The sequence below is a fragment of the Roseateles sp. P2_H4 genome (genome assembly GCF_056403315.1).
On record NZ_JBFUFR010000039.1, the window covers coordinates 28,250 to 51,213 of the forward strand.

Below are 22,964 nucleotides of genomic sequence, written 5' to 3' on the forward strand. Positions count from 1 at the left end.
CCATGGATCAGCTTGCCAGCCCCGTCTTCGCGGGACGAGCGCCGGAGTTGGCGCAGCTCGACGATGCCTTCGACGCCTGCGTCGCTGGAACGTCGCGCGTCGTCCTGATCTCCGCCGAAGCCGGCGGCGGCAAGACACGGCTGCTGGCGGAATTCGCCCGCCGCATCGGCGATCGCGCCACGGTCATTTCAGGCGCCTGCACCGACCAGTCCGAATCCGGCCTGCCCTATGCGCCCTTCACGGCGGCCATTCGAAGCCTGGTGCGCGAGCGCAGCATCGGCGATGTTGTCGCCCTGATTGGAACCAGCAGCGCTGGTGACCTCGCCTGGCTGCTGCCCGAGTTCGGTGCGCCCCGGGCGTTGCCGGACGTGAGCATCGTGCGCTCCCGGCTCTTCGAGGTCGTGCGCCTTCTCACCGAGAAGTTGGCCCATGAGCGCCCCCTGGTCTGGGTGCTGGAGGATCTGCACTGGTCCGACGCCGGCACCCGCGACCTGCTGCGCTATCTCGCCACCAACATCACGGGCGTGCCCGTGCTGGTGCTGGGGTCGCATCGATCGGATGCCGTGCACCGCGACCATCCCCTGCGCACCGTGCTCGCCGAGCTGGGGCGGCTGCCGTCGGTCAAGGTCATGCGCCTGCCTCGATTGACGCGGTCCGAAGTGGCGGCACAGCTGGGCGGCATCCTGGGCCATGAGCCGGAAACCGCGACCCTGGGCGCCGTGTTCGCCCGCAGCGAAGGAAATCCGCTGTATGCGGAAGCGGTGGTGAGCGCGGAGGGCGGCGTTCGCGATCAGGTTTCCGAATCGCTCAACGAGCTGCTGCTGGTGGCGGTGCGCGCCCTGCCGGCGGGCACGCAGGCCGTCGTGCGCGCGGCCTCCCTGGGCGGCAGCGTGTTCCGGCCCGCCATCGTGGCGGCCGTGTCCGGGCTGTCCGAAGTCGACGTAGAGCAGTGCTTCCATCCGGCCCTGGCTGCCAACGTGCTCGTGAAGGAGGGTGACGGCTACGTGTTTCGACACCGCTTGATCCGGGAGGCCGTCGAGAGCGACATGCTGGTGGGCGAACGGCGCCGGCTTCACGGCGCCTACGCGCTGGCCATGGCCGCCCATCCCGCCCTGGCCCGCAACTGCTGGACGACGCTGGCGCTGGCGCGGCACTGGCACCAGGCCAGCGAGGACGAACAGGCCTTCACCGCGGCATGGGCCGGCGCTCGCGAGGCCGGCGAGGCGACGTCCTATGTCGAGCAGCTGGAGATGCTCGACCTGATGCTCGACGTCTGGCCACGCGTGCCCGATGCCCGGTCGCGGGTAGGCGTTTCGCATCTGGACATCGTGGAGCAGGCCGCGAACGCCGCCTGCTGGGCCGGCAAGACCGATCGGGGCATGCGGCTCACCGAGATCGGCCTCGCGCAGGCGGTCCAGGCCGGCGACCCCGAACGCGTGAGCGCGCTGCTGAGCATGCAGCGCGCGCCGCTGCGCCACCAGCAATTGCTGCCCGGGCAGCTGGAAGACCTGCAAGAGGCCCTGCGCCTCACGAAGAATCTGCGCCTGCGCATCGAGTGCCTCGCCCAGCAATGCCGCGCCTTGCTGCTGCGCGGGCGCCTGGACGCCGCAGACCAGGCGGCCCGCGAGCTTGCCGAGGCGGCCGCCCACACCGACGACGAGACGGGCCGGATGGATGCGCGCATCACCCGCGCCATGCTCGGCCTGTGCCGCGGCACCGACACCAGCGCCGAGCTGCAGGAAGCGGTCGATGCCTGCCGGCGCGGCGCCAGCCGCGGCGATGAGGCGTCGTCGGGCGAGGCGCGGGGCCACGCCAGCGAGCTGTCCGCCATGGCCTGCCCCTGGGGTTGGCTGGAAGTGCTGGCCATGAATGCGCAGGTCGAGGTCGAGCTCATGTTGGCGCGCAACGAACGGGCCGCGGAACGCGCGGCGCAGGCCGCCAAGCGCTGCCTGGAGGTCGGGCAGGCCGGCTATATCGGTCCCACGATCGCAAGCAACCGTGCCCGTGCGCTGCAGCGTTGCGGGCGATGGAGCGACGCGATCGCGGTGCTGGAACAGGCCCTCGACGCCGAACCGACGCCTTTCGGGCGCGCGCTGCTGGTTTTGGGGCAGGCGGAGATCGCACTGCTCCGCGGCGATCTTGAAGCCGCGCGGCGCGGCCTGTCGCAGCTGCGCCTGCTGCCGCAAGACCTGCTGGCCCGGCCGTTGTCGATCGAGCGCCTCGCCATCGACCTGCTGCTTGCCGAGGGCGATGCCGCTTCGGCCTGCCGCGCTGCGGCCGGCATCGTGGATCGCTGCCGGCACGCCGCGCCACAGGAAGGCTGGCCGCTGCTTGCCGTCGCGGCACGGGTTCATGTGGAGGCCGATGCAGATGCGGGCGCCTTGAAGAAGCTCACCGATGTGGCGCGCCAACTGCCGCGTCCGGGCCCGGCCGAGCTTGCCTATGCGGCACTCGTGGCGGCCGAATCCGGCCGGCTCGGTGAGCGGCCGGCCGCCGCGCCATGGCTCAGCGTGGCGCGGCTCTGGGAGGACCTGGGGCAGCCCTTGGAGCGGGCGTATGCGCTGGCGCGTGCGGCTGCGCTCGAACCGTCACGGGCGACGGCGGCCACCCATTTGCAGGAGGCAGAGCGTCTGGCTTCGGCATTGGGCGCGCAGCCGCTGCTGCAGCGCATCCGCGTGCTGGCTTTGCAGCGGCGCGTCGGCGCGGGCGGTGCATCCGAGGCCCCAGCGCCGTTTGCGCTGACCAGCCGTGAACTGGAAGTGCTCCGTCTCGTCGCCGAAGGCCAGACCAACCGTCAGATCGCTTCCGAGCTGGTCATCACGGCCAAGACGGCGAGTGTCCACGTCACCAACATCCTGGCCAAGCTCGACGTCCGCACCCGCGGCGCGGCAGGCGCTGTCGCGCACAGGCTGGGACTGACCAGCCGCCGATAGAAGCCCCGCCAGGCCTCAGCGCTCGGTGTGCCTCAGAACGAGGCCTGAAACTCGCTCCCAGACGGCCGGGAACACATGGGCGTGGCCCACATCGGCCAGCGGCACCAGCTCTGCGTCGGGGATCTCCCGCGCCAGCGCCTGGCCATGCTCGAGCGGGAACAGCGGATCCCTGTCGCCGTGGAGGATGAGGGCCGGTGCGCGAATGGCGCCGAGGCGTTGCCGCCAGGGCGCGCCGGCGTCGATCAGAAAGGGGTTGGTGAGCTGCGCCGCGAGGTCGAGGCTGCGCTTCTGGATGCATCTCGCCGTCTCGAGCACCCAGTGCTCGTCGAACATGCCGCCACCAGCAAAGGGCCGCTCGCCCTCCACCAGATAACGGGCCACCGCTTCGCCGTCGGTCCAATCCGGTTCCGCCGGACCGGCTTCGCCGCTGAAGATTCTGCGGATGGCCTCGTGCACGGGAGGAAGGTCGCCGGCTTCGTGTCCGGGACCGCCCGGCGTGCCCGACATCAGGACGAGGGTGGCCACCCGGTCGGGATGGTCGATGGCCAGCAGCTGGGCGATGCCGGCCCCCTGGGAGACGCCGAACACATGGGCCTTGCGCACGTCGAAGTGGTCGAGCAGGGCCAGCGCATCGGCCGCCAGGTCACGCAGGCCGTAGGTTGGCCGCCCCAGCTCCCAGCTCGTCGAGCGGCCGGTGTCGCGGCTGTCGTAGCGGATCACGAAGCGGTCGCCATCCGCCAGGCGCTGGCAGAAGCTGCGGTCCCAGGAAACCATGGAATTGCCGGCGCCCTGGATCATCAGGATCGCCGGGGCGTGGCGATCACCTAAGGTCTCGGTCGCCAGTTGGACCCCGGGCGCTACGGGAACGGTGAATTCATTGCAGGTGTCGCAGGTCATGTCAGTCGTCTCCGGTTTGCCTCAAGGGCTCGAGGTTTCGGCGGTGCTCGCGGGTTGGGCTGGCTCGCCCCGGGCGGTGGCCAGCAGGGAGCCGGCCAGGATGAACGCGAAGGCCAGCAGCGTAGTCAGCGACAAAGGCTCGGACAGCAGCAGCGCACCGGCGACCATGGCCACGACGGGGTTGATGTAGGTGAAGACGACTGCCCGGCTGATGCCGACCTCCCGGATCAGGCCAAAGAACCAGATGAAGGCCAGCGAAGTGCAGACGACCGCGAGCACACCGAGGGACGCGATGACCCGGCCGGACGGCAGCGCCGAAGGCCATGCAAGCACGGCGGCCGGCAGATACATCAGGGCGGCTGCGGCAAGGCAGACCGTCATCATGGGCAAGGCGGGCACCGACCGCAACCCGCGGCCGGCCACCACCGCGGCGGTGGCATAGGCCGCGGCGGCGCCCAAGACCTCGAACGTCGGCACCAGTTCGTCGCCCCACTGCAGCCCGGCGAGCAGGAAGACGCCGAAGAAGCCCAGGGCCAGGCCGCACCAGCGCCGCGAGGAAATCGCTTCCTTGTCACCGGTGAGCCGGCCGACGATGACGGCGAGGACCGGGATGGTCGCCATCAGCAGGCCCGCCGTCGAGCTGTGGATGCGGGTTTCGGCATGCGACAGCAGCCCCCACGGCAATGCGAACTCCAGAGTCGCGAACGCGAGCAAGGGCCGCCAGTGCCGCAGCAGCAGCGTCACCGGCAAGTCCCGCATCGCGAATGGCAGCAGCACCAGCGCCGCGATGCCGACGCGCGCGAACACCAGCACGGCCACGGGCAACTCGGCGACGATGATCTTGATGAGCAGATAGGGCACGCCCCAGATCAGGCTCAGCGCGACGAACAGCAACCAGCCGCGCGGACTCATAGCACCCTCCGGCAGAGGAAGGTCATCCACACGTCGTCGCGGGAGCTGGTGCGCCGCTCGCTGGCCTCGACGCAGAAGCCGGCCTTCTCGAGCCGGGTGGCGAAGGCGGCATGCGACCAGTAGGTCATCTGATAGCGACCGGTCGTCTCGCCGTCGCCTTCGCGCATCGAGACCAGGAAGGCGCCGCCCAGCCGCGTGGCGCGCCGGATCTTGTCCAGCACCAGGTCGGTGTGCGCGCGGTCGATGTGCATCAGCGTGCACAAGGCCATCACGCCGTCGTACGAGCCGGTGATGCGATCCGTCAGCACGTCGAGGAGTTCGCAGCGCCTGCCGCGGCTCGACTGGATGTCGAGGAAGGCCTGCGTCGCGTCGGTGCGGCGCACCCGGGCGCCCAGAGACTCGACAAAATCGGCGTCCCGGCCCGGGCCTGAGCCGATCTCGAGGATGCGGCCCTGGCCGCCCATCAGTTCCAGCATCCGCCGCAGCGGGGCGCGGACGGCCGGTGACGGGTTGTCGTCGCAGAGCTTGTCGTAGCCGGCCGCGCAGCTCTGGTACGACGAGATCGTGCTGCGGCTGGCGGCGCCGGCCCGCAACGGGATGGCTGCTGCAGTGGAGTTGGGTTTCAGCATGGGTCTCAGCGTGGCGCTAAGACGCGGCGGATAAATGAGGCATATGCCTTAGACGCGCAGCCCGGCAACGCCTTGTGCGAGTAGCCAGCCTCGCCGAAACCCTACTCGATGTTTTGGACCTGAACGCGCATCTGCTCGATGGCCGCCTTCATGTCGACGGCCAATTCAAGCGCAGTCTGAGGGCATAAAAAAAGCTCCTGGCACGAGCCAGGAGCTTGAAGGGCTTCGACGACTTGCTCGAAGACACCAGGAGAAAGACTCAGAAGCGGTAGTCGGCAGTCACCACATAGGCCCGGCCCAGCACGTCGGCCACGCTGGTCAGGTAGCCGCGGTAGGCGTTGTGGTTGGTCAGCGGCGGCTGGTCGTTGAACAGATTGCTGACGCCCAGCGACAGCTTGAGGTTCTTGAAGCCGGAATAGCGCACCAGGAAGTTGTACTGCTCATAGGGGCTGACGTTGCGGGCGCCCGAGGTGCCGGCCCCGGTGGCGGCGGCCAGGTTCTGGTCATAGACCTTGCTCTGGTAGCGCTGCGAGAGCTGCACCAGCCAGTTGTTGTCCTGCCAGGCGATCTGGGCGGTGTGGCGCCAGCGGTTGTTCAGGCCGCGCGTGGCGTTGGACAGGCCGGCATTGGGGTTGACCGGCACGACGTCGTTGAAGAAGCCCAGGGCCGAGACCCAGTCGCCGTTGTTGACGCCTTCGGAGCGGGCGTCCCAGCGGGTCAGGTAGGCGATGTCGACGCCTGCCGTGATGCGGCCCCAGGCGGCGCGCGGCGTGGCGTACTTCAGGCTGGCGTCCAGGCCGGCGCCGCGCAGCGAGCCGACGTTGGACGGCGTGTTGATGACCGCGTCCTTGAAGCCCGAGCTGCTGGTCACGCCCAGCGTGCCGTCCGCGTTGCGCAAAAACAGGCCGGGATAGGTGGCGGGGTTGGCCAGGATGTAGTCGATGGCGCGGTTGCCGATGACGCTGTCGATCTGCGTGCGCCAGTAGTCCAGCGTCATCGTCAGGTCCTTCACGGGCTCGAAGGCCGCGCCGAACGTCAGGCTGCGCGAGGTCTCGGGCTTGACGCCGGCGTTGTTGGGCACCTTGGTGATCTGCGTGTAGCCGGTCAGGCCGCAGACGACTTCAGGCGCGTACCCGGCCTTGGGCGTGGCGACGCCGTTCACGGTCGGGCACAGCAGCGGGTCGTTGAACACGGACAAGGAGGTGCGCTCGGTTTCCTTGGTGTAGATCTCGGGCAGGCTGGGGGCGCGGTAGCCGGTATTGGCCGAGGCGCGCAGCACCAGGCTGGACACCGGGGTCCAGCGCAGGCTGAGCTTGGGGTTGACCGTGGTTTCGCCCAGGTCGCTGTATTTGTCGCCGCGCACCGAGGCGTTCAGCGTCAGGTCGCGGCGGATGGGCACGTCCAGCTCGGCGAACAGCGAGGTGACGTCGCGGCTGATCTTGGTGCTGGTGGCGGTGTTGGCGCCGCTGGCGATGTTGTCGCCGCCCAGCAGGTCGATCTGGCCGTTCAGGGCCGTCGAGAGGTCGTTGCTGGCCAGGCCGATGGCCTTCCAGGTGTCGCGGCGCAGCTCGGCGCCCAGCGCCAGCATCATGTCGCCGCCGCCCAGCTTCATCAGGCTGCGCGAGAAGGTCGCGTCGAGGCTGGCGTTCTCGGCGCGGTGCAGGCGCAGGGTCTGGCCGTCCATCGCGGCGCCGTCCAGCAGGGCCATGCCGGCGGCGTCCTGCAGGCCGAAGGGGTTGAGCTTGGGGTCGAGGAAGAGGGTGCGCGCGGTCGTGCCCTGCACGTTGGCAATGCCGGTCACGCGCAGCCAGCCGGCGCCGGCCTGCGTCTCGCGCTGCGAGCGGCCGTAGTTGATGCCGGTGCGGTAGTCCCAGGCGCCGAGCGAGCCTTCGGTGGTCGCCACGACGCGGTCGTTGCGGTGGATGTCGTTGCGGATGCGCGGGCCGGCGTCGGCCACCGACCACAGCACGTCGATGGGGCGGCCCGCCAGGTTCAGCCCGGGCACGGCCGGCACCTTGCCGTTGCCGGGGTAGTAGGGGTGGGTGCTGGTCAGGCGCACCGTGGGCGCGGCCGGGTTGTTGTACTGGTCGACCTCGAACTCGCTGTGGTTGAACTCGACGGTCAGCAGGTGGTCGCCCGGCAGCTGCATCTTGCCCTGGGCGTAGAAGTTCAGGATGTCGTTCTTGTTGTTGAAGGTCGTGTACTGCGTGTTGGCGTCCAGGAAGCAGGTCTGGCGGCCGCCCGAGGTGCTGGGCACGGAGTAGGGCGGCAGGCAGCCGCTGGCATACATCGGGTTGTAGCGCACGGTCCGCAGCGCGGTGGTCGGGTTGGTCGGGTCGGTGAAGTTGCCCGGCGCGGCGTTGGCGCCCAGGCCTGGCGCGGTGCTGATGCCCAGCTGGGTCAGCGCCGAGCCGTCGGTCAGCTCGGGGCGCGCCGTGCGCGGCAGCACGTCGCGCTGCTGGATGTCCAGGGCCGCATACACGTTCCAGCCGTTCTTGCCCAGGTCGCCGATGCCGCCGATCAGGCCGAGGGCGCGCGTGGCGCCGCCGCCGGAGCGCGTCGGCTGCACGGTTTCGAGCTTGATGCCCACGCCCTGGTAGCTGCTGAGCGTGTAGAAGGCCTGCACGCCGCCCATGGCGTCGGAGCCATAGCTCGACGAGGCACCGTCGCGCAGGATGTCGACATGGCTCATGGCCATGCGCGGGATGACGTTGACGCTGACGTACTGGTTGGTCAACGGCTCCTTGGCCAGGCGGCGGCCGTTCAGCAGCGTCAGCGTGCGCATCGGGCCGAAGCCGCGCAGGCTGGTCATCGGGCCGGCCGTGCCGGCATAACTGCCCACGGAGTTGGCCTGGGGCAGCTCCAGCATCATGTCCTTGAGCTCGGTGTTCAGGCGCTGGTCGAGCTCGACGGCCTTCATCTTCGAGACCGGCAGCGCGCTCTCGTCCTTGACCGAGCGCCGGATGATGGAGCCGGTGATCTCGACGCGGTCGATGACCTGGTTCTCCTGGGTTTCCTGGGCCTGGACCCGCGATGCGGTCGAGGCCAGGCCGAGCAGGGCGAGGGCGAGGGCCGTGGGGCGGAAAGCCCGGGAATGGCGTTGGGAACTGAGGCGCACGTCTTGTCTCCGTAAGGATGTGGTGTCTTGAGGAGCGCCAGCGCGGAGCACAGGCTCAGCGGCTGGCGTTCTTCATGCGCTCACGGCTGTTGTTCAGGTGCATGAACATGGCCGCGCGAGCCGCTGCGGCATCGCCGCGATGGATGGCCTCGAGCACGGCGTGGTGCTCCTGGGCCGTGATGTCTTTGCCTTGACGCAATTCGGGCGAGGGCTCGCCGAAGCGGGCCGGCGTGGCCGCGCGGCTGCGCCGCGGTGCGGCGGCCGACTGGCGCGGGATGGTGCCGCTGCCCAGCGAGCGCAGCACATGGGCGAAGTACTCGTTGCCGGTGGCCTGGGCCAGCAGCTCGTGGAAGCGGAAGTCGGCCTCGGCCGTGGCCTCGCCGGTGCTGCGCTGGATGTCGAAGTCCTTCAGTGCACGTTCCATCGCGGCCAGTTGCTCCGGTGTGCGGCGCTGCGCGGCCAGCGCGGCGGCCTCGGGCTCCAGGCTCAGGCGCAGCTCCAGCATGGCGAGCTTCTGCTGCAGCTTCAGCTCGGACGGCGCCACGGCTTGCAGCAGCGGGCTGTCGACCTTGGGCGCCAGCACGAAGCTGCCGATGCCCTGCTGGGTGCGCAGCAGGCCGCCCGCCTGCAACCGCGAGAGCGCCTCGCGCACGACGCTGCGACTGACGCCGAACTCCTGCATCAGCAGCGGCTCGGTCGGCATGCGATCGCCCGGCTTGAGCGCGCCCCCGGTGATGCGCTCCGACAGCGCTTCGACGACGCGTTGCGACAGGCTGGCGGGACGGGCGGTGGAGGAGTTGGCGGTGCTCACGATGTGTGGAGTGCTGTTTCAAGTCATCAGACGACTGATGTCAGTATAGGACTGCAAAACAAGAAATGACTATCGGAAACCCTGAGAATGACTTGTTTATCGCCCTGGATGCTGCAATTTTGGCCGACTCGTATACACTGCAAGTCATCAGACGACTGATGAGAAAGACGGTGAAATGATCAAGATCGAAAGCGTCCGGGCTGTTGAATTCACCCACCCGACGCGCCGCTCGGTGGACGCCGCCGGCCACTCCCACCCCGGGCCTCTGGGTACGGCCCATCTGGCGCTGCTGAGCATCCGCAGCACCGATGGCGTCGAGGGCCATTGCTTTGCGCCGCCGCAGGTCGTGCGGCCCCATGTGTTGAACCAGTTCGTGCGCCGCGTGCTGGTGGGCGGCGACGCGATGCAGCGCGAGAAGCTGTGGTGCGAGCTGGAGCACTGGCAGCGCGGCAGCGCCGGCCAGTTGACCGACCGGGCCCTGGGTGCGGTGGACAGTGCGTTGTGGGACCTGATCGGCCGCACGCTCGGAACGCCGGTCTACCAATTGCTCGGCGGCTACCGCGACAAGGTGCCGGCCTATGGCAGCACCATGTGCGGCGACGAACTGGCGGGCGGGCTGTCGACACCCGAGGAATACGGCGACTTCGCGCTGAAGCTGGTGGCGCGCGGCTACAAGGCCATCAAGCTGCACACCTGGATGCCGCCCGTCTCCTTCGCGCCCAACCCGGGCATGGACATCAAGGCCTGCACCGCCGTGCGCGAGGCGGTCGGCCCCGACATCGAGCTGATGCTCGACGGTTATCACGAGTACAGCCGCACCGACGCGTTGCGCATCGGCCGTGCGCTCGAGGAACTGGGCTTCGCCTGGTTCGAGGAAATGATGAACGAGCAGAGCACGGCGTCCTACGCCTGGCTGGCCGGTCAGCTCGACGTGCCCATCCTCGGGCCCGAGAGCCTGTCGGGCAAGCACTACGCCCGGGCCGAATGGGTCAAGTCCGGCGCCAGCGACATCCTGCGTGCCGGCGTCACCGGCTGCGGCGGCATCGGCCCGACGATGAAGGTGGCCCACCTGGCCGAGTCCTTCGGCATGAACTGCGAGGTGCACGGCAACGGCGCGCCCAATCTGGCGGTGTGCGGGGCCATCCGCAACTGCCGCTGGTACGAGCGCGGCCTGCTGCACCCCTTCCTCGACTACGAAGAGGTGCCGGCCTATATGAACGCCCTCGTCGACCCCATGGATGCTGAGGGGTTCGTCTCGCTGCCGCAAGGCCCGGGCCTCGGCGAAGACATCAACTTCGACTACATCTCGAAGCACACCGTCGCCACCTACTGAACGCAGCCATGTTCCCGGCATCCTCTTGGCTGTTGCGTCGCCGTCAGCTGCCCGCGCTCTTCGCTGGGGCCTGGGGCGCGGCGCACGCTGATTCACCCGACGACCAGTTGCTGGTCGGCATGAGCATGAACAACCTGCTCTCGCTCGACCCCGCCGCCGCCACCGGCCTGGACGCGGCCACCGTGGCCTGCAACCTCTACGACAGCCTGCTCGAGGTCGACGCGGCCGACACCACCCGGCTGCGCCCCAGCCTGGCCGAGACCTGGCAGGTGGGCGAGGGCGGCCGGCGCATCACGCTGAAGCTGCGCGCCGGCCTGCGCTTTGCCAGCGGCCGGCCGCTGACGGCCGTGCACGCGGCCTGGTCGCTGCAGCGCGTGCTGACGCTCAACCTGGCCCTGGCCTCGGTCTGGAAGAGCTATGGCTACACGGCCGCCAACGCCGCCGCCCACATCCGCGCCGAAGACGCCCAGACCCTGGTGCTGGACCTGCCTCAGCCCACCGACCCGACGCTGGTGCTGATGACGCTGGCCACGTCTATGAGCGGCTATGTCATCGACCGCGAGGCCGTGCTCGCCCACGAGCAGAGCGGCGACCTCGGCCATGCCTGGCTGACCACGCACGCCGCCGGCTCCGGTGCCTTCGAGCTGGAGGAGTGGCGCCCCAAGGAGCTGCTGACGATGCGCCGCTCGGCCAACGACTGGCAGCCCGCGGCAAAACTGCGGCGCGTCGTGTTCCGCCACATGACGGAGTCGCAGACGCTGCGCCTGATGCTGATGCGCGGCGACCTCGACATCGCCGGCGGCATGTCGGCGCCCGATGTGCGCGCGCTGGCCAAACGGCCCGACCTCGTCGTCGAGGAAGTGCGCCGCTCGACGATGTACTACGTGGCCGTCAATGCCCGCCACCCGCGCTATGCCGACGAGCGCGTGCGCCGCGCGGTGCTGCGCTACCTGATCGACTTCCAGGGCGTCGCCGGCGGCGTGCTGCCCTTCTACGGCGAACTGCAGATGCGGCCCGTGCCGCCCGGCCTGCCGGCATCGCTGCCCCAGCCCGGCTACGCCTTCGACCCCGTGGCCGCGCGCCGCCTGCTGGCCCAGGCCGGCCTGGCCGACGGCTTCGACACGACCATCCGTGTCGTCGCCGAGGCGCCCTTCACCGGCATCGCCACCAGCCTGCAGGCCACGCTGGCCCAGGCCGGCATCCGCGCCAGCATCCTGCCGGGCACCGGCAACCAGGTTTACGGCTCCATGCGCGAGCGCAGCTTCGAGATCGTCGTCGGCCGCGGCGGCGGTGGCGCCGAGGCCCACCCGCACTCCAGCCTGCGCGCCCTGGTCTACAACCCCGACAACCGTGACAGCGCACGGCTCAGCAACTTTCAGGGTTGGCGCACTGGCTATGCCGACGCCGAGCTGAACCGCCTCATCGAGCAGGCCCTGCTGACGCCGGACGCCACCGCGCAGACCGCCCTCTACCGCCAGGCCCAGCAGCGCTTCGACGCGCAGGTCGGGGCCATCCAGCCCATCGCCCAGATGCTCGACACCCAGGTGCTGCGCCGTGCTGTGCACGGCTATCACGGCCACCCCAGCGGCGCGACGCGGCTGCGCGAGGTCTACAAGGAGAGCCACCCATGACGAAGCGGTGGATACGCGGTGGCACGAGCGCGGCGCTGGCCTTGCTCGGCCTGCTGCTGCTGACCTTCATGATCGGCCGCGTGATGCCGCTGGACCCGGTGCTGGCCATCGTCGGCCCCGACGCCGACCGCGCCACCTACGAGCAGGTCTACCGCCAGCTCGGCCTGGACCGGCCGTTGTGGACGCAGTTCGGCCGCTACCTGGGCGACCTGGTGCAGGGCGACCTCGGGCGCGCGCTGCTGACCGGCCGGCCCGTCACCGAGGACCTGGCGCGCGTGCTGCCCGCCACCGTCGAGCTGGCCACGCTGGCCATCCTGCTCGGCGCGCTGCTGGGCGTGCCGCTGGGCGTCTGGGCGGCCAGCAACCACAAGCGCTGGCCCGACCACGTCGCCCGCGTGCTCGGCCTGCTCGGCCACTCCACGCCGGTGTTCTGGTTCGGCATGATGGGCCTGCTGGTCTTCTACGCCTGGCTCGGCTGGGCCGGCGGCATCGGCCGCATCGGCCTGTCGTTTGAAGGCGCCATCCCGCGCGTCACCGGCCTGATGCTGGTCGACACGCTGCTGGCCGGCGACACGGCGGCCTGGCGCAGCGCGCTGCGCCACCTGCTGCTGCCCGCCTGCGTGCTGGGCCTGCACTCCATGGCCTACCTCAGTCGCATGACGCGCAGCTTCATGCTCGCCCAGCTCAGCCAGGAATACATCACCACGGCGCGCGTCAAGGGCCTGAGCCGCCGCCAGGTCGTCTGGGGGCATGCCTTCCTGAACATCCGCGTGCAGCTGCTGACCATCCTGGCGCTGGCCTACGGCGGCCTGCTGGAGGGCGCCGTCCTCGTCGAGACCGTGTTCGGCTGGCCGGGCTTCGGCAGCTATCTGACCGGCAGCCTGCTGCTGGGCGACATGAACGCGGTGATGGGCTCGGTGCTCGTCATCGGCCTGCTTTTCGTCGCCCTGAACCTGACCGCCGACGCGCTCTACCGCGTGTTTGACCCGAGAGCCCGCTCATGACCGCTACCGCCGTTCCCATGGGGGCCTGGCAGGCCTGGCGCCGCGAGACCAGCGCCAGCGCACGCAAGCTGCTGGCCAATCCGCTGACCGCCATCGGCGTCGCCGTCATCGCGCTGCTGGTGCTGGTGGCACTGTTCGCGCCGTGGATCGTCACGCACGACCCGCTGCGCCAGGACCTCGCCGCCGCGCTGCTGCCGCCCAGCCCGGCGCACTGGTTCGGCACCGACGAGTTCGGCCGCGACGTCTTCAGCCGCCTCGTGCACGGCACCCGCATCACGCTGTTCATCGTCGCGCTGGTCACCGTCGTCGTCGGCCCGCTGGGGATGGGCATCGGCGTGGTCTCCGGCTATTTCGGCGGGCGGGTCGACATGGTCTGCATGCGTGTGGCCGACGTCTTCCTGTCCTTCCCCAGCCTGGTGCTGGCGCTGGCCTTTGTCGCGGCACTGGGCCCGGGCCTAGACCACGCCGTGCTGGCCATCGCGCTGACCGCCTGGCCGCCCATTGCCCGCCTGGCCCGCGCCGAGGCCATGACGCTGCGCAACGCCGACTTCATCGTCGCCGCCCAGCTGCAGGGCGCCTCGCATCTGCGCGTGCTGTGCCGGCATCTGGCGCCGCTGTGCATGCCCTCGGTGCTGGTGCGGCTGACGATGAACATGGCCTCGGTCGTGCTGACGGCGGCCGGCCTGGGCTTCCTGGGCCTGGGCGCCCAGCCGCCGTTGCCGGAATGGGGTTCGATGATCTCCGAAGGCCGCCGCTACATGCTGGACAGCTGGTGGACCGTGGCCGCCCCGGGCGCCGCCATCCTGGCCGTCAGCATGGCCTTCAACCTGCTGGGCGACGGCCTCAACGACGCGCTCGACCCGCGCCAAGCGTCATGACGACTGAACAACAACCGCTGCTCCAGGTCCAGGGCCTGCAAGTGGCCTACGGCAGCCCGGCAGCGCCCGTGCCGGTGGTGCACGGCGTGTCCTTCAGCCTCGGCCGCGAGAAGCTCGCCGTCGTCGGCGAGTCCGGCTCCGGCAAGACCACCGTCGGCCGCGCGCTGTTGAAGCTGCTGCCGCGCCAGGCCCGCATCAGCGCCGAGCGCCTGCAATTCGACGGCATCGACCTGCTGCAGGCCGGCGAGCGTGACATGGCCGCCCTGCGCGGCCGCCGCCTGTCCATGATCATGCAGGACCCGAAATACTCGCTGAACCCGGTCATGAGCATCGGCCGCCAGATCGGCGAGGCCGTGCAGCGTGGCGCCAAGCTGTCACGCGCCGAGTGCGACGAGCAGGTCGAGGCGCTGCTGGCGCGGGTGCGCATCCGCGAGCCGCGGCGCGTGGCGGCCCAGTACCCGCACGAGGTCTCGGGCGGCATGGGCCAGCGCATCATGATCGCGATGATGCTGGCCCAGCGCCCGCAATTGCTGATCGCCGACGAGCCGACCTCGGCGCTGGACGTGTCGGTGCGCCAGGAGGTGCTGGGCCTGCTGGACGAACTGGTGGCCGAGCAGGGCCTGGCGCTGCTCTTCATCAGCCACGACCTCAACCTGGTGCGGCGCTTCTGCGACCGCGTGCTGGTCATGTACGCCGGCCGCGTCGTCGAGACGCTGGCGGCGGCCGACCTGGCCCATGCCACCCATCCCTACACGCAGGGCCTGATGGCGGCCCTGCCCAGCCTGCAGCAGCGTCGCGCCGTGCTGCCGGTGCTGCAACGCGACGCGGCCTGGAGCGCGGCATGACGGCGATGTTGTCGGTCCGGGACCTGCAGCTGTCCTTCGGCGAGGGCAAGGAGGCGCGCGTGGTGCTGCACGGCGTGAGCTTCGACGTGGCACGCGGCCAGGCCTTCGGCCTGGTCGGCGAATCGGGCTCGGGCAAGACCACCGTGCTGCGCTGCCTGGCCGGGCAATACCACCACTGGCGCGGCGAGGTGGCCATAGCCGGTCAGGCCTACCGGGGTGAGCGCAGCCGGGCTCACGCCAGCCGCGCGCAGATGGTCTTCCAGGATCCCTACGGTTCCCTGCACCCGCGCCACACGGTGCGCACGGCCCTGGCGGAGCCGCTTCATGTGCACGGGCTGGATCGCGTCGACGAGCGCATCGACGAGGTTCTGCAGCAGGTCGGCCTGCCGCTCGCCTTTCGATTCCGCTACCCCCACCAGATCTCGGGTGGCCAGCGCCAGCGCGTCGCCATTGCCCGCGCCCTCATCCTGAGGCCGCCGCTGCTGCTGCTGGACGAGCCGACCTCGGCCCTCGATGTGTCGGTGCAGGCCGAAGTCCTGAACCTGCTCGCCGACCTGCGGGTGCAGCACGGCCTGACCTATCTGCTGGTCAGCCACGACCTGGGCGTCGTCGCCCATCTGTGCGATCGCCTGGCCGTCATGCAGCAGGGCCGCATCGTCGAGACGCTGAGCCGCGAAACCCTCTGCGAGGGCGGGGCCGAGCATGCCTACACGCGGGCCCTGGTCATGGCCGCCGAGGGCTGACCCTGTTCGATGTTTTGGACCTGAACGTCGATATCGGCGCTAAATGCAATCCTCGGTGACTGTTCGCAATTCGTTCGCCGGCAAGTTCCACACCGCGCCGCGGTCGCTTAGGCGCTCGCCTCCGTTCGAGTTGCGCGGTGTTTGACGGGCCCAGACCCGACTACACGCGCGTCCGCATCCCCACGTCCCTTGCGGTTGAGGAGGGTTCACCGTCCACTTCTCAGCTCTACTATCTCTTCTCGACGCGGTCAGCCATTCCGTTCGCTGGCGACCGTGAATCCTGGCGCCCCGCTTCCTTGATGGCGAAGTCCGCAGCTTCAACCCCTTGGTTCCTCTCTACGAGCTGCATCACGCGTTCCTTGTCGATGGTCCATTCCTTGAACGGCGTGTCTGGCGGTTGGCTGAGGCGCATCTCCGCAAGAATGGCGCCACGGCTAACGCCACTTTCGAGCCGGCTTTGCCACAGCCTCGCCCATTGGGCAACGGGCTCGTCCGGCATGCTCTGCGCCAGTGAAACCAGCAATTGATGTGCCGCGTCCGCCTGTCCGGCAAAGGCATAGGCCAGCGCCGCGGCGCGGGCGAGCGCGTCGACTTCGCGTGTGGCCTGCCAAGCTGTTGTGACTCCCTCAAGCGCCGCGCCGCCCGGGTCATCGGTTGCGGCCACTTCAGCTCTGAAGGCAGCCAAGGCGGCTTCGGCCGATTGAGGGGACAAGACCCGGGCGCGTTGAAGCTCACTCAGTGCAGCGTGAAGATGGGAGCGCCTGGCGTCGCCCTCGCTCCGCTGGGCAAGGCGGAAGTTCGCCACGCCAAGCAGGTACCGCGCCTCGAAGTTGGCGTCGTCAGCCTGCAGGACGGCATTCAACTGAATCAACGCATCGTGCGGGTCCCCCCAATCGATCTGTGCCCGGCTCAAGGTGAGGCGGGCAAGATCGTCGGTCGGGAATTTGGCCGCCAGGAGGGCGACCTTTTTCAGCAGTGACTCCCCGACCTGCGGGCTCGGACACGACTTCAAAGCGGCATTGGCCAACACGAACTCACCCGCTGCCAGGGGCAGGCTGCGGATGCTCACCCGGGCGTCAGGCAGGGACGGGAGTGCCACCCGGACGGCTTGAAAGCCGCGCAGACCATATCGCCACATCGTTTTACCGATGTCGCTCGTCTTCACGTCGAAGGCGCGTTCGAATGCCGTCGACGCGGACTCCCCATGGCCGGCGATCATGAGGAATCGGTTCAGACGCTTTCGGTTGTCTTCCGACGAGAACATGAAATGAGTCAACAACCAGGATTTCGACTCGAATTCGAGGCGCACACCAGCGTCGCCTGCGTAGTTGCGGGCGTTGGCGATGTGGTGCTGCAGCACGTCGTCGTACTCCAGGCTGTACTGGTGACCGTCGTCGATGAATTTCAGGTACCTGGCAATGCTCTTTGGCACACGGCCAATCACCATTTGCTGTTCTGAAAAGCGCACCGCCGAGAAGTACTGCGCGAAGCCCTCGATGAACGTGGTGGGCGTGCGGATGTCGGTGTGTCGGTATAGGAAGTGCCGCGCGTACGCCTCGAAGGCATAGGACAGGCTTTCGTTCAGCGGGGCCTTCTCGAGCTGCGCATCACTGGTCCTGGATATTCGTTCCAGATCGGCCCCGAACCCCTGAACGCCAGACGGGCAACTGCTGTACAGGCCGATTGCATTGGCTGGCAGGCTGCCGTCGACTTCACGCAGCGCTGCGGCCTGGCTGTAGTACAGCGTGAGCTTCGGCCCCTCCTGCTGAATCTGACGAATGGGCAGCGTGTAGATGCGCAGCAGATGATCCAGCTTTTCCAGGTTCTTCAGCAACGCGATGACGTCCTCTTCCCTGGCGTCGGAATAGACGACGAGGTGCGGGCTTTCAGCTCGGAACCATTTGGAGACGTCACCCTTGCGGGCGGCCACCGTCACGCGTTCCAGAGTCTGCGGGGCGGCTTGCTGGGCGCTTGTTGAAGCGCACACCAAAAAGAGGGCGGCGGCGAGTGCGTTCGCCCAGGACCAGTTGCGCATGAAGTTCTTTCCAGATGGTGATTCGGGTGGCTGCCGGCACGGGCTACATCGGCTTGAAGCGCGGCTGGAAGCTCTGGCTCACGGGCAGCGTTGTACGCCCGTCCTTGAGCCGTACTTCCATGCCGCCGAGGCTTCGGTCGACACGCGCGACGTGAGTGAGGTTGATGACGACGGCGCGGTGGATCTGCCAGAACTGCTCCGGGTCGAGTTGCAGCAGCAACTCGCGCAAGGACAGTCGCAGCAGGTATTCGCCTTCCGCAGTGACGGCGCAGGTGTATTTGTTGTCGCTGCGGAAATGGCTCACATCAGCCACCATCACGAGGTGCAGGCGTTCGCCCTGGGAGGCCTGCAGCCAGCGCAGCGGTGCGCCGGGCACGGCCGGCGCTGCGGTTGGCAAGGACGGCGGCGTCCACTGCTGCAACCAGCGCGCGAGTTCGGCCGGCGGCAATTGCAGTCGCTGCTGCAGGCGCTGCACTGTCTCGCGCAGGCGCTCGGTGGCCAGCGGCTTGAGCAGATAGTCCACCGCGCCCTGGTCAAAAGCGGTGACCGCATGCGCGTCGTAGGCGGTGACGAAGACGACGTGGCACAGGCCCTTGATGCGCCGCGCCAGTTGCAGGCCGTCCAGCCCGGGCAGGCGGATGTCGACGAAGACGATGTCGGGCCGCAGCTCCAGCAACAGCGCCAGGCCGCTCTCGCCGTCTTCGGCCTCTGCCAACACCTGCAACTGCGGCCACAGCTCGGCCAGCCCCTCGCGCAGGCGCTGGCGCGGCAGGGCTTCGTCTTCGATCAGCAGGGCAGTGGGGTGCTTCATCGGGTTTCGGAGCTGTCCCAGGCCAGTTCGATGCGCGCGCAGACGCCGCCTGCGGGGCGCTGTTGAACACTCAGGCGTGCGGCCTCGCCATACAGCCCGGCCAAACGATCGCGAACATTGGCCAGGCCCAGCCCTTGGCCCTGCGCGGGCAACGCCGCGGCCGCTTGCAGCCCGACGCCGTCGTCGCGCACTTCAAGCACCAAGCGTTCGCCCTCGCGTCGCGCCTCCAGATCGATGCGTCCGCCCTGCGGCTTGGGCTCGATGCCGTGGCGTACCGCGTTTTCAACGAGCGTCAGCACCATCAGCGGCGGCAGCTTGTGGTCGTTGCAGTCTGGGTGCGCTTGAAGGCCGAAGTGCAGGCGTGCGCCCAACCGCGTGGCCATCACGGTGAGGTAGGCGCTTGCCAGCTCGAACTCGCGTTCCAGCGTGCTCATGGGTTGGCGCAGCGAGGGCAAGGCCAGGCGCAGGTAGTCGTGCAGTTCGCCGAGAAAGCGCTCGGCCGTGGCCGGCTGGCTGCGGATGAGCTGCTGCAGGCTGGCCAGCGCATTGAACAGGAAGTGCGGCTCGACCTGGGCCTGCAGCGCCTTGAGTTCGGTCAGGCTGACCTGGCGCGACAGCTCGGCCATCGCCGCCGTGTGCTCGGCGTGCGCCAGGCGCAATGCCAGGGCCTGCTCCTCGCGCCAGCGCCACCAGCGGGTCGGCAGATGCATCAGCAGCGCGAAGGCGAAGGCGGGTAGCCAAGGCTGCCATAGCGCGAGCGGGCTGCGCCATTGCACCAGGCCGATGCCGGGCAGCAGCAGCGTCCCCGCCGCCGCGCCCAGGGCGGCGGCCAGCGGCACCGCCAGGGGCCACCAGCGCCAGTTGAGCGTGAACCACGCGGCGCTGTAGGCCAGCCAGAGCTGGGCGGCCAGAGGCAGCCAGCGCGCCTGAGGCCAGGCCCAGTGCAGCAGTGCCCAGGCCGCCCAGAACAGCAGGGCAGGGAGGAGGGCGCGGCGCAGCACCTCAGTCCAGCGCGGCATTCTTCAGCGGCGCGGGTGGCAACTTTGCCGTTTCTGCCAGCGCCTGCGCGTAGACGCGCCGCGCCCGCTCCAGGTCGATGCCGATGGGTGTCGTCGTCGGTGCCACTTCAGGGCCGACAACCTCGAAGCGCAGGCCACGCGCCCAGACCTGGCCTTCGCCCACCAGGCCCAGGCCCAGCCCGAGGTGCGTGGCGTCTGCGGGCACGTCCATCACGACGTTCACGTCATGCCAGCCGCCATCCGCCGGTACGCCGCCGCCCATGGGTAGCGGCTTCACTTCGTCGCTCGAGACATTCATGTCGCCGCTCAAATCGCCGAAGCCGTCGCGGAGGTAGAGGCCGGCCCAGCCGCGGACGGCTTCGGCCCTCAGCTCACCGCTGAAGCGAACCCGCTTGCCGGCATAGCCCAGCACCGCTTGATGAGCCGAGGCTGCGCTGATGGGCCCCGGCGTTTTCGGGTAGACCGAACGGATCGTCAGCGTCGGCGCGCCGCCTGCGGCTGGATCGATGCCTACTTCGTAGCCGTTCAGCGCCGCCGCAGCCGTCTTGGTGTCAGTGGGATGGGACATCTGGTGGGCAAACCAACCCTGGGGCATGCGGAGATTGGCGGCGTTGACGCTGAGCACGACGGCGGCCAGCGGCGCGAGCAGGAGGATGCGGAAGTTCATGTCGGTAGTCCTGGGTGACGTCGCTGGGCTTATTGCAGGGACAGGTTTTGGGGAGGCATAGGCGGCCGGTCTTGCGGCAATGCCCTCAACATCTGCTGCACCTTCTGGTGCAGCTCCCGTGCGGCGATGGCTGCCTCGACGCCAAAGCGCTGTGTGCTCAACGGCACGTCCCGGCCCACCACCTCCAGCCGCAGGCTTCTTGCCCAGACCTGGCCGCTGCCGGCCAGGGCCAGGCCGACGCTGACCGAACCGGGGCCATCGGCGGGGATGTCGGCCACCACGCTGACGTCGCACCAGTCCGGGCAACCGGCCGCGCCCAGCGGCGGCGTCTTGTCGAAGTCCGGGTCGACGTGGGCCATGTAGAGCAACTTGAAGCCCGTGGCCACGACCAGGCCGCCCCAGCCATCAAGGCCTGCGGCCTTGACCTGGCCGGTGAAGCGCACGCGCTGCCCGGCATAACCGACGACGAACTGGCCGATGCTGCCGATGTCGCTGCTGGATCCCTTGCCAATGGACTTGACTGTCAGCGCGCGCTGGCCGCTGGCTTCGGTCTCGGGGGCGACGCCGGCTTCATGCGTCATGCCGTCGGGCCACCGATAGCCGGCGCCCGACACCCAGCCGTCGGGCTGGCGCAGGGTTTCGGCGCCGCTGGCGCTCAAAGCCAGCGCCGCCAGTGGCACGGTAAGGAGGGCTCGATAGTCCATCTGTTTGTCCTTGGAGTTGAAGAGGCAGACGCAGTGTGGGCGGGTGCTGCGAAGCCCGCTCGGGCGATGCGATGAGCCAGCGTCGGCGCCGACGAGGCAGTTCCGGCAGCGACAAACGACTTCGGGAAGCGTCTCGTGCGTCAGGCCCTCGGCATCGCGCAGAGCCGGTCCAGGAAGTCCGCGTGCGTGGGCATGGATGACACCGTGCGCGAGATCGCGCCGTGCACCGATTGGAGGTGGCGGCGGATCAGCTGCGGGTCCACCAGGTCGACGTACGGGTCGTACCGCTCGGGGTAGACGCCCAGGCCCAGCAGGATCGACGCCCACGACGGCTCGGCAAAGCCTTCCGGTTCGATCACGGCGACGCGGCCGGTCTTGCGGAACAGGTCGATCTGGTGGGCAAGATCGTCGGGAATGGGCATGTCGGCACAGTAGCGCCAGAACTCGCTGTCGCGCCGCTCACCCAGCTTGTAGTGAAGGATGATGAAGTCGCGCACGGACTCGTAGCGATAGGCCATCTGCCGGTTGAACTCGTCCGCCAGCGCCGGCTGGAACGACAGGTCCGGCAGCATGGCCGTCAGGCGGCTGACACCGTCCATGATGAGATGCAGGCTGGTGGATTCCAGCGGTTCCAGGAAGCCTGACGACAGGCCGATGGCCACCACGTTCTTGACCCAGCTCTGCTTGCGTCGCCCGGTGACGAAGCGCTGCTGCCGAGGCTCGTCGAGGGCCTTGCCGTCCAGGTGGTCCAGCAGCGTGCGCTGCGCCTCGTCGTCGCCCAGGTAACCGCTGCAATAGACCAGCCCGTTGCCCGTGCGGTGCTGCAGCGGGATGCGCCATTGCCAGCCGGCGGTGCGGGCGGTCGACCGCGTGTAGGGCGTCATCGGGCCAGCGCGCTCGCACGGCACGGCCAGGGCGCGGTCACAGGGCAGCCAGCGGCTCCAGTCCTCGTAGGGCGACTTCATCGCCCCGTCGATCAGCAGGGCGCGAAAGCCGGAGCAGTCGATGAAGAGATCGCCTTCCACCCGGCGCCCGTCGTTCAGGCGCAGCGCCGTCACAAAACCGTCTTCGGGGCGCGTCTCGACCTGCGTGATGGTGCCTTCGATGCGCTTGGCGCCGTGCCGGAGGGCGTACTCGCGCAGGTAGGCACCGTACAGCGACGCATCGAAGTGGAAGGCGTAGTTGAAGGCATTGGAAGCAGCTGGCTCGCCCGGCGTCGGCGGCATGAAGCGCATCTGCCGGGCCATCACCGTCGCGGTCGACCATTGCTCGTAGGACGGCAATTTGTCGCCCATTGCCTGCAGACGCAGCCAGTAGGCCCACAGCGGCCGGTTGTGGATGGCCGGGCCGAAGCCGCCGAAGCCGTGGAAGAAGCGATTGCCGAGGCGGCCCCAGTCCTGGAACTCGATGCCGAGCTTGAAGGTGGCGCGCGTGCGCCGGACGAAGTCGGCCTCGTCGATGCCCAGCATCTGGTTGTAGAACTGGACCGTCGGCAGCGTCGCTTCGCCGACACCCACGGTGCCGATGTCCGCCGATTCCACCAGCGTCACCTCGCAGTGTTGGTCGGGTTGGTCGGGTTGGTCAGGCCGGCACAGCATCCGCGCCAGCGGTGCGGCGGTGATCCAGCCGGCGCTGCCGCCGCCCACGATGACGATCCTCTGCAGTGGACGATTTCGCACCAACAGTCTCCAAAAAAAATACAGATCTGGTCAGTCCAGGAGTTTGCCCTATGTCTCTTTGGTCTTACCAGTTGTACTCTAGTCGCACGGCATCGGAATGCATTCCTGACACACACGGCGCGGTTACCCGTGCGCTCGCCAGCCCTGAAACGCAGTGATCACAGACGTAACGGGGCGGTTTTCTCACCGACCAATAGTTGGTGCAACGGACGAACAAAAGCCGCTGTCAGTGAAGCAAGGCGAGCCCGATCACAAGGGCGCAGGGGCGTTGCAGATGAAGGTCTGCGCCCGGCTGCCTCAGTCAATTCAGAACAG

18 protein-coding genes are annotated in these 22,964 nt (G+C 68.8%); 7 read left to right on the forward strand and 11 right to left on the reverse strand.

The features are described from left to right. The first annotated feature begins 2 nt into the window (after nucleotides 1-2). Complete coding sequence (locus AC1DW3_RS24210; protein WP_477935695.1) at nucleotides 3-2,933, forward strand: helix-turn-helix transcriptional regulator; 2,931 nt, start codon at nucleotides 3-5, stop codon at nucleotides 2,931-2,933. A 15-nt stretch (nucleotides 2,934-2,948) separates the two neighbouring features. Here the strand turns inward: AC1DW3_RS24210 and AC1DW3_RS24215 are convergent, their stop codons facing one another. The 5 genes from AC1DW3_RS24215 to AC1DW3_RS24235 form a co-directional block, all read right to left on the reverse strand. Continuing rightward, nucleotides 2,949-3,830 carry an alpha/beta fold hydrolase gene (locus AC1DW3_RS24215; RefSeq protein ID WP_477935697.1) on the reverse strand — a complete coding sequence of 294 codons (882 nt, stop codon included), beginning with the start codon at nucleotides 3,828-3,830 and terminating at the stop codon, nucleotides 2,949-2,951. A 21-nt stretch (nucleotides 3,831-3,851) separates the two neighbouring features. Next, nucleotides 3,852-4,742, reverse strand: a complete 891-nt coding sequence (locus tag AC1DW3_RS24220) for a DMT family transporter (RefSeq protein ID WP_477935699.1) — start codon at nucleotides 4,740-4,742, stop codon at nucleotides 3,852-3,854. After that, nucleotides 4,739-5,371 carry a methyltransferase domain-containing protein gene (locus tag AC1DW3_RS24225; protein ID WP_477935701.1) on the reverse strand — a complete coding sequence of 211 codons (633 nt, stop codon included), beginning with the start codon at nucleotides 5,369-5,371 and terminating at the stop codon, nucleotides 4,739-4,741. The genes AC1DW3_RS24220 and AC1DW3_RS24225 overlap by 4 nt, the downstream gene beginning before the upstream one ends. A 259-nt stretch (nucleotides 5,372-5,630) precedes the next feature. Beyond that, entirely contained in the window at nucleotides 5,631-8,489 is a 2,859-nt protein-coding gene (locus AC1DW3_RS24230) for a TonB-dependent receptor domain-containing protein (protein ID WP_477935703.1), read from the reverse strand. A 55-nt stretch (nucleotides 8,490-8,544) separates the two neighbouring features. Next, the gene (locus AC1DW3_RS24235; protein ID WP_477935705.1) at nucleotides 8,545-9,300 is read right to left on the reverse strand and encodes a FadR/GntR family transcriptional regulator; all 756 of its coding nucleotides are present in this window, start codon (nucleotides 9,298-9,300) and stop codon (nucleotides 8,545-8,547) included. Between the two features lie 175 nt (nucleotides 9,301-9,475). Between AC1DW3_RS24235 and AC1DW3_RS24240 the strand changes: the two genes are divergently transcribed. From AC1DW3_RS24240 to AC1DW3_RS24265, 6 genes are read left to right on the forward strand one after another with little or no spacing between them, the layout of a single operon-like run. Continuing rightward, nucleotides 9,476-10,633, forward strand: coding sequence for a mandelate racemase family protein (locus tag AC1DW3_RS24240; RefSeq protein WP_477935707.1), 1,158 nt, complete (start codon nucleotides 9,476-9,478; stop codon nucleotides 10,631-10,633). Nucleotides 10,634-10,641: 8 nt separating this feature from the next. Beyond that, entirely contained in the window at nucleotides 10,642-12,264 is a 1,623-nt protein-coding gene (locus AC1DW3_RS24245) for an ABC transporter substrate-binding protein (protein WP_477935709.1), read from the forward strand. Next, nucleotides 12,261-13,268, forward strand: coding sequence for an ABC transporter permease (locus AC1DW3_RS24250; protein WP_477935711.1), 1,008 nt, complete (start codon nucleotides 12,261-12,263; stop codon nucleotides 13,266-13,268). The genes AC1DW3_RS24245 and AC1DW3_RS24250 overlap by 4 nt, the downstream gene beginning before the upstream one ends. Beyond that, complete coding sequence (locus AC1DW3_RS24255) at nucleotides 13,265-14,146, forward strand: ABC transporter permease (protein WP_477935713.1); 882 nt, start codon at nucleotides 13,265-13,267, stop codon at nucleotides 14,144-14,146. Before AC1DW3_RS24250 ends, AC1DW3_RS24255 begins: the two co-directional genes overlap by 4 nt. Next, the gene (locus AC1DW3_RS24260) at nucleotides 14,143-14,991 is read left to right on the forward strand and encodes an ABC transporter ATP-binding protein (RefSeq protein WP_477935715.1); all 849 of its coding nucleotides are present in this window, start codon (nucleotides 14,143-14,145) and stop codon (nucleotides 14,989-14,991) included. Before AC1DW3_RS24255 ends, AC1DW3_RS24260 begins: the two co-directional genes overlap by 4 nt. Beyond that, nucleotides 14,988-15,734 (forward strand): ABC transporter ATP-binding protein, encoded by a 747-nt coding sequence (locus AC1DW3_RS24265; RefSeq protein ID WP_477935717.1) that lies wholly within the window; start codon nucleotides 14,988-14,990, stop codon nucleotides 15,732-15,734. Before AC1DW3_RS24260 ends, AC1DW3_RS24265 begins: the two co-directional genes overlap by 4 nt. Before the next feature lie 229 nt (nucleotides 15,735-15,963). Here the strand turns inward: AC1DW3_RS24265 and AC1DW3_RS24270 are convergent, their stop codons facing one another. From AC1DW3_RS24270 to AC1DW3_RS24295, 6 genes are all read right to left on the reverse strand, one after another. Beyond that, nucleotides 15,964-17,769 (reverse strand): hypothetical protein, encoded by a 1,806-nt coding sequence (locus tag AC1DW3_RS24270; RefSeq protein WP_477935719.1) that lies wholly within the window; start codon nucleotides 17,767-17,769, stop codon nucleotides 15,964-15,966. Nucleotides 17,770-17,812: 43 nt separating this feature from the next. Then, nucleotides 17,813-18,580, reverse strand: a complete 768-nt coding sequence (locus tag AC1DW3_RS24275; RefSeq protein ID WP_477935721.1) for a LytR/AlgR family response regulator transcription factor — start codon at nucleotides 18,578-18,580, stop codon at nucleotides 17,813-17,815. Beyond that, nucleotides 18,577-19,599: a sensor histidine kinase gene (locus AC1DW3_RS24280; RefSeq protein WP_477935723.1), complete on the reverse strand. Its 1,023-nt coding sequence runs from the start codon at nucleotides 19,597-19,599 to the stop codon at nucleotides 18,577-18,579. The genes AC1DW3_RS24275 and AC1DW3_RS24280 overlap by 4 nt, the downstream gene beginning before the upstream one ends. Continuing rightward, nucleotides 19,583-20,266, reverse strand: coding sequence for a hypothetical protein (locus tag AC1DW3_RS24285; protein WP_477935725.1), 684 nt, complete (start codon nucleotides 20,264-20,266; stop codon nucleotides 19,583-19,585). The genes AC1DW3_RS24280 and AC1DW3_RS24285 overlap by 17 nt, the downstream gene beginning before the upstream one ends. A 29-nt stretch (nucleotides 20,267-20,295) precedes the next feature. After that, on the reverse strand, nucleotides 20,296-20,970 hold the full coding sequence (locus AC1DW3_RS24290; protein WP_477935727.1) for a hypothetical protein: 675 nt from the start codon (nucleotides 20,968-20,970) through the stop codon (nucleotides 20,296-20,298). A 140-nt stretch (nucleotides 20,971-21,110) separates the two neighbouring features. Then, nucleotides 21,111-22,649, reverse strand: coding sequence for a tryptophan halogenase family protein (locus AC1DW3_RS24295; protein WP_477935729.1), 1,539 nt, complete (start codon nucleotides 22,647-22,649; stop codon nucleotides 21,111-21,113). Nucleotides 22,650-22,964: the final 315 nt, after the last annotated feature.

Excerpts from the sequence above, each read along its gene's own strand:
- AC1DW3_RS24210 (WP_477935695.1), top strand. The coding sequence starts at position 3 with ATGGATCAGCTTGCCAGCCCCGTCTTCGCGGGACGAGCGCCGGAGTTG.
- AC1DW3_RS24215 (WP_477935697.1), bottom strand. The coding sequence starts at position 3,830 with ATGACCTGCGACACCTGCAATGAATTCACCGTTCCCGTAGCGCCCGGG.
- AC1DW3_RS24220 (WP_477935699.1), bottom strand. The coding sequence starts at position 4,742 with ATGAGTCCGCGCGGCTGGTTGCTGTTCGTCGCGCTGAGCCTGATCTGG.
- AC1DW3_RS24225 (WP_477935701.1), bottom strand. The coding sequence starts at position 5,371 with ATGCTGAAACCCAACTCCACTGCAGCAGCCATCCCGTTGCGGGCCGGC.
- AC1DW3_RS24240 (WP_477935707.1), top strand. The coding sequence starts at position 9,476 with ATGATCAAGATCGAAAGCGTCCGGGCTGTTGAATTCACCCACCCGACG.
- AC1DW3_RS24245 (WP_477935709.1), top strand. The coding sequence starts at position 10,642 with ATGTTCCCGGCATCCTCTTGGCTGTTGCGTCGCCGTCAGCTGCCCGCG.
- AC1DW3_RS24250 (WP_477935711.1), top strand. The coding sequence starts at position 12,261 with ATGACGAAGCGGTGGATACGCGGTGGCACGAGCGCGGCGCTGGCCTTG.
- AC1DW3_RS24255 (WP_477935713.1), top strand. The coding sequence starts at position 13,265 with ATGACCGCTACCGCCGTTCCCATGGGGGCCTGGCAGGCCTGGCGCCGC.
- AC1DW3_RS24260 (WP_477935715.1), top strand. The coding sequence starts at position 14,143 with ATGACGACTGAACAACAACCGCTGCTCCAGGTCCAGGGCCTGCAAGTG.
- AC1DW3_RS24265 (WP_477935717.1), top strand. The coding sequence starts at position 14,988 with ATGACGGCGATGTTGTCGGTCCGGGACCTGCAGCTGTCCTTCGGCGAG.
- AC1DW3_RS24270 (WP_477935719.1), bottom strand. The coding sequence starts at position 17,769 with ATGCGCAACTGGTCCTGGGCGAACGCACTCGCCGCCGCCCTCTTTTTG.
- AC1DW3_RS24275 (WP_477935721.1), bottom strand. The coding sequence starts at position 18,580 with ATGAAGCACCCCACTGCCCTGCTGATCGAAGACGAAGCCCTGCCGCGC.
- AC1DW3_RS24280 (WP_477935723.1), bottom strand. The coding sequence starts at position 19,599 with ATGCCGCGCTGGACTGAGGTGCTGCGCCGCGCCCTCCTCCCTGCCCTG.
- AC1DW3_RS24285 (WP_477935725.1), bottom strand. The coding sequence starts at position 20,266 with ATGAACTTCCGCATCCTCCTGCTCGCGCCGCTGGCCGCCGTCGTGCTC.
- AC1DW3_RS24290 (WP_477935727.1), bottom strand. The coding sequence starts at position 20,970 with ATGGACTATCGAGCCCTCCTTACCGTGCCACTGGCGGCGCTGGCTTTG.